This is a genomic window from Bradyrhizobium jicamae, assembly GCF_001440395.1.
Taxonomy (GTDB): domain Bacteria; phylum Pseudomonadota; class Alphaproteobacteria; order Rhizobiales; family Xanthobacteraceae; genus Bradyrhizobium; species Bradyrhizobium jicamae.
Genome location: NZ_LLXZ01000188.1, coordinates 1 through 5,376 on the forward strand (window position 1 = coordinate 1; position 5,376 = coordinate 5,376).

The following is a 5,376-nucleotide window of genomic DNA, read 5'->3' on the forward strand; positions in this document are numbered from 1 at the left end:
GGGAGCAGCAATGGCGGGTTTGGCAGCCTGTTCACCAACATGCCCGGCGCGACGTCTGCAGGCCTTGCCACGGAATCCTCGCGTCCCGTCCTGCGCGGTTTGACGGACGCGAAGGTTCGCATCCAGGAGAACGGCGTCGGTGCGGTCGATGTGTCTGACATTGCGCAGGACCACGCGGTGCCGATCGACCCTCTCGCCATCCAGAAGGTCGACGTCGTTCGCGGACCGGGTGCGCTCCGCTTCGGCTCGCAAGCCGTCGGCGGCGTCGTCGACGTCAACAACAACCGGATTCCGACCGCCGCACCACTGGGAGGCGTGGCCGCCGAGCTGAGGTCGGGCGTGACCAGCGTCAACCGAGGGTGGGAGAGCGGGCTCTTGCTGGATGCCGGCGGCCGCAACGCCGCCGTGCATGCCGATATCTACGGACGATCCTCCAGCGATTACAGTGTCCCGAGCTATCCCTATCTCGTTCCGCCGGTCCCTGCGCCCGCCTTCAATGGCAAGCAGCCGAATTCAGCCTCGAAGAGCGCGGGCGCGGCCGTCGGTGGCTCCTGGCTCTTCGACGGCGGTTATGCCGGCATCTCGGTCTCGCGCTTCACCAGCGACTACTACGTTCCCGGCATTGCGACTGCCGATGCCCGCCAGCACAACGACCTCGAGCAAACCAAGATCAGCTCCAAGGGCGAGTACCGTCCTGACGCGAGCGCGCTGGCGGCCGTCAGGTACTGGACCGGATATTCTGAGTACCGGCACGACGAGACCGTGCTCGCCACGACCGGATTCCAGGAGATCACGGCGACCTTCAAGAACAAGCAGACCGAGGGCAAGCTCGAGTTCGAGTTTACGCCGTTCGCCACGCCGCTGGGTCCGCTGACCAGCATCGTCGGCGCGCAGGGCGCCTACCAGCAACTGGATACGGCGGGCCAGGCGATCCTGCTTCCGGCCCAGACAAGGACGGCAGCAGCGTACTTCCTCAATGAAGTCAGGCACACGGAGACGCTGCGCACGCAATTGGCGGGACGTATCGAGGGGGTCAATGTTGCGGGGACGGCGTTCACTTTCCCGCCGAATTTTCTTCCGCCGCCGAATCAGCCAAGCAGTGCCGCGGCCAAACTCGACTTCATGCCGAAGAGCATCAGTTTCGGCATCATCAAGGATCTTCCATCCTCGCTGGTCGCAAGCCTGACGCTGCAGCGTATCGAGCGTGCGCCGCGCGCCCTCGAACTGTTCGCACAAGGTCCCGATGGTTCGGAGAAGACCTTCAAGATCGGCAACGCGAATCTCGGAATTGAAACCGCGCAGACGGCGGAAATCGGCCTGAAACGCACAGATGGCGATTTCAGGTTCGCCGCGAATGCCTACTACACGGCGTACAACAAGTTCATTTTCTCGCGCGCCACGGGCATCATCTGTCAGGAAACGTTTGCTTCCTGCGGAACCGGCACCGATTACATCCAGGTCAATTACGATCAGCTCGACGCAAACTTCCGCGGCGGCGAACTGGCCTGGCAATGGGACGCCGCGCAACTCGCCAACGGCACCTTCGGCATCGATGGCCAGTATGATGTGGTGCGCGCGACATTCACCGACGGCGGCAACGTGCCGCGCATTCCTCCGATGCGGCTCGGTGGCGGCGTCTACTGGCGCAACGACAACTGGTTTGTACGCGCCGGCTGGCTGCATGCATTCGCGCAGAATGACATTCCGCAGTTCGACACAACGACTCCCGGATATGATCTGGTCAAGCTGCAGATCGAACATCGGAAGTTCTGGAAGGACTCGCCGTGGGGCGCCGTCGAGGTCGCGACCGGGCTGATCGGCGACAATCTGCTCAACGCCAACATTCGTAACTCCGTTCAATTCCACAAGGACGAGATCCTGCAGCCCGGGCGGGGCTTCAAGCTATTCCTCAATGTCAAATACGGCGCCGACCGGCCGAGCGGACCGCCCGGCACCTGGATCGGTGCGAAGCGGCCGGCTGGCAACGGCTACTACAAGAGCCCGGCGTTGGAAGCCGCGGCCTGGAACTGGACGGGCGTCTATGCCGGCGGCAACGTCGGATATCTCAGAGGCGAGGGGGGTACCAACGCGGCGTTCAACGACGCTGCAACGGCTGCGTCGCTTTCCGGAGCCCGCCTGCCGTCCACGCACAACACCGCGAGCTTTGGCGTTCAGTCCGGCTATAACTGGACATCGGGCCGGATTCTGGCCGGCATCGAGGGCGATTTTGAGTATCGCAACCAGCGCGGACACGGCGCCACGGCATGCCCCGGCAATGTCTGCAACGCGGCGCTGGCTCCGCTCGACGCAACTGTGAGGGCAAGCCTGGATTATCGTTTGGGCTGGGTCGCCTCGGTTCGCGGCCGCGTCGGAACGCTGGTGACGCCGGACCTGCTTGCCTACGCCACCGCGGGCGTCCCGTTCGGCAAGATCACGACGTCGACTTCGGTTGCGGGCTTCGACAACGCAGGTGTTGCGACGACGGCGTCTTTGGATCGGCACCTGTATCGCTTCGGCTGGGCCGCGGGCGCCGGTTTCGAGGCGCGACTGACAGGCAACTGGACCGGAAAGCTGGAATACCTTCACATGGATTTCGGTTCGGTGCGTTCGACGCCACCTGCGGCCGTCAATACCGCGGTTGCGTTCGACGCCAATACGCGGGTGACCAGCGATGCGGTCCGGATCGGGGTGAACTACAAGTTTGGCGGCAGCGTCATCGTCGACTAGCCGTCGAAGCGATACTCCGCGACCAGACCACCAGTGGGGTAGCGTCTGTCGTCCGCGCTATTTTACGGTGAAGCGGATCGGCTGCCGCACGACGACCAGTTCGCCGGGAAATGCTGCGGGCGGTGCAGGGAAAGGCTGCGCGCGCTTGAGGAGCGCTATGGACTCCTCGTCAAGCGCGTTGGAGCCCGAACTTTGAGTCACGCGCGCGTTGACCACCATCCCCTTGCGATCGAGCGTGAACGACACTTGCGCCGTTCCCTGTTCGCGCCGCGACCGCGCGGCCTCCGGATATCGCTTGTTCTTTTCGACCAAAGCGAGGACCTGCGTTCGCCAGGTCACCACGGCCTCGGAATTCTTGTCGTTCGGCACGCCCTGGTTCGGCGCCACGGCGACCGGGGCGATCCGCTCGTTGATCGCCGGCGGTGCCGATGTCGTGGCGGCCGCGGCCTGCTGCTGCGGCGTCACGTCCGGCTGCGGCTTGGTCTGCAGCGCCACGGCGGCATCTGGATTGGGAGCGGGCGGCAATTCGGGTGTTTCGTCGGGCGGCGTTTCCGCAGGCTTCGCCACCGGCTGCGCCTCCGACATCACCTGTTCCGGACCGGGCGCAATGTCGCTCGGCGTGGTCGCCGGCGCCGCGGCCAGCGGCGCCAGATCGACCACGATCGCGCCCGAAGGTTCGGCGGCCACGGTATCGTCCGCGTAGCGCCAGGTAGCGAGCGTGGCGGTCAATCCGGCGTAGACGGACAGCACCGCGAGGCTGCTGAACATCCATCGCCGCAGGTCGGAACGATCTTCGGCCGCAAGCTCGATCATAGCGGTGAGGCTTGCTCCATGCCGACCAGCGCGACCTTCAGATAGCCGGCGGCGCGCAACAGGTTCATGACCTGCATCACCTCGCCATAGGGGACGAGCTTGTCGGCGCGCAGGAAGATACGGGTATCCTTCTGGCCGCTGGTGCTCGCATCGAGCACGCCGGGCAGGGCGCCGCGGCCGACGGTCTCGTTGCCGACGGAAAGCGAGAGGTCCGGCTTCACCGTCAGATAGACCGGCTTGTTCGGCCGCGGCTGCGGCTGTGCGTTCGAGGCCGGAAGATCGACGGCGATATCGACGGTCGCCAGCGGTGCTGCGACCATGAAGATGATGAGCAGAACGAGGATGACGTCGATGAACGGCGTCACGTTGATTTCATGGACCTCGGAGAGGTCGCCGTTGCCCTGGTTCAGACTGGCGGCCATGGCTGCTACTCCGCCGCCGCGAGATGCCGCCGCACGAGCAGGGCGCCGCTATCGAGGTCGCGTCCGACCAGCCGGGTGATTTCCGCCGATCCGTCGCCGAGCAGCGCGCGGTATGAGGCGATCTGGCGCGCGAACAGGTTGTAGATCACGACCGCTGGGATCGCCGCCACCAGCCCGAGTGCCGTCGCCAGCAGCGCCTCGGCAATTCCGGGCGCGACCACGGCAAGGTTGGTGGTTTGCGATTTCGAGATCCCGATAAAGCTGTTCATGATTCCCCAGACCGTACCGAACAGCCCGACGAACGGGCCCGTCGATCCGATGGTCGCGAGCACGCCGGTGCCGAGGGCGATCCGCCTGCTTGCCGCCGCCTCGATCTGTTGCAGCCGGGAGGCGATCCTCACCTTGATGCCTTCCTTGTCCATTCGATCGGTGCTCAATCTGAGCTCGGTCACGGCGCCCTCGATCAACTGGGCAACCGTGCCTTCGGGGATCTGCTGCACGGCGTCATCCACGCTGCGGGCGTTGGCGAGGGCGCGCAAGGCGATGCGGGCTTGCCGCCGCGCCCTGATCAGTTCGATGGTCTTCGAGAGCCACACCGTCCATGTCACCGCCGTCGCAAACAGCAGGCCGACCATCACCGCTTTGACGACGATGTCGGCCTGCATGAACATGCCCCAGGGGCTGAGATCCCGGGGGAGCATTGCGGCAGCGATCGCACTCCGTTCCGTCGCGTCCTCGGCAGCGGCCGGAAAGCACAGCAGCAACAGCGGAAATGAGAGAAGCGGAGCGCCGCGACGAAGGTCGCGTCGAAATGCATTCCAGGCTCGCATCGGTTACCTCTGAGGGGGAATTAATGCCTTTACCTCATTTTGTAGCATTACCTACGTCTTGGTGTAAATACTAACCGGATGTGCTTCCATTAATTGCGGAATCGTTCAAGGACAATTTAAGCGAGCTGGTATTCGCCCGTGGCGACCTGCGGCGAAGCGGACCCGGCTGAGGATGCCTGTTCCCCCGGATTTTCTGCCGCAATTGTCAATTGCCGGGCTTGCCGCCCGTAGTGTAAAGCGGCGCATCGGCGGCGCTTAGTCGAATTCTAAGTATGCCGTTCCGTCCCCCGGGAACCGCTTGATGACACTGTGGTTTGTGTTCGCCCTGATGACCGTCGCGGCGATCTTCGCCGTGCTCTGGCCGTTGAGTCGCGGGCCGTCTGCACAGGCTGGCGGCAGCGAGGCGGTGGTCTACAGGGATCAACTCGCCGAAATCGACCGCGATGTTGCCGCCGGGCTGATCGGCGTGTCCGAGGCCGAGGCCGCCCGTGTCGAAATCGGCCGTCGCCTGCTCGCTGCGGCGGACGGCGAGCAAGACCCGCCGGCGCGGGCCAGCCTCGGCCTGCGCCGTGCCTCGGCCGTGC

General features: G+C 64.6%; 5 protein-coding genes. 2 read left to right on the forward strand and 3 right to left on the reverse strand.

Annotated features, from left to right (window positions below; translation table 11 throughout):
* Positions 1-2,727: TonB-dependent receptor domain-containing protein (locus CQ12_RS31870; RefSeq protein ID WP_057839243.1), on the forward strand; the 2,727-nt coding region annotated here is incomplete at its 5' end.
* Between the two features lie 57 nt (positions 2,728-2,784).
* On the opposite strand, the gene CQ12_RS31875 is transcribed toward CQ12_RS31870, so the two are convergent.
* The 3 genes from CQ12_RS31875 to exbB are packed head-to-tail and all read right to left on the reverse strand — an operon-like array spanning position 2,785 to position 4,792.
* Positions 2,785-3,540 carry an energy transducer TonB gene (locus CQ12_RS31875; protein ID WP_057839244.1) on the reverse strand — a complete coding sequence of 252 codons (756 nt, stop codon included), beginning with the start codon at positions 3,538-3,540 and terminating at the stop codon, positions 2,785-2,787.
* The gene (gene exbD / locus CQ12_RS31880) at positions 3,537-3,962 is read right to left on the reverse strand and encodes a TonB system transport protein ExbD (protein WP_057839245.1); all 426 of its coding nucleotides are present in this window, start codon (positions 3,960-3,962) and stop codon (positions 3,537-3,539) included. Before exbD ends, CQ12_RS31875 begins: the two co-directional genes overlap by 4 nt.
* 5 nt (positions 3,963-3,967) lie before the next feature.
* The gene (exbB, locus tag CQ12_RS31885; RefSeq protein WP_083519559.1) at positions 3,968-4,792 is read right to left on the reverse strand and encodes a tonB-system energizer ExbB; all 825 of its coding nucleotides are present in this window, start codon (positions 4,790-4,792) and stop codon (positions 3,968-3,970) included.
* Between the two features lie 301 nt (positions 4,793-5,093).
* Between exbB and ccmI the strand changes: the two genes are divergently transcribed.
* The coding region (ccmI, locus tag CQ12_RS31890) for a c-type cytochrome biogenesis protein CcmI (protein ID WP_063799854.1) at positions 5,094-5,376 on the forward strand (283 nt) is incomplete at its 3' end.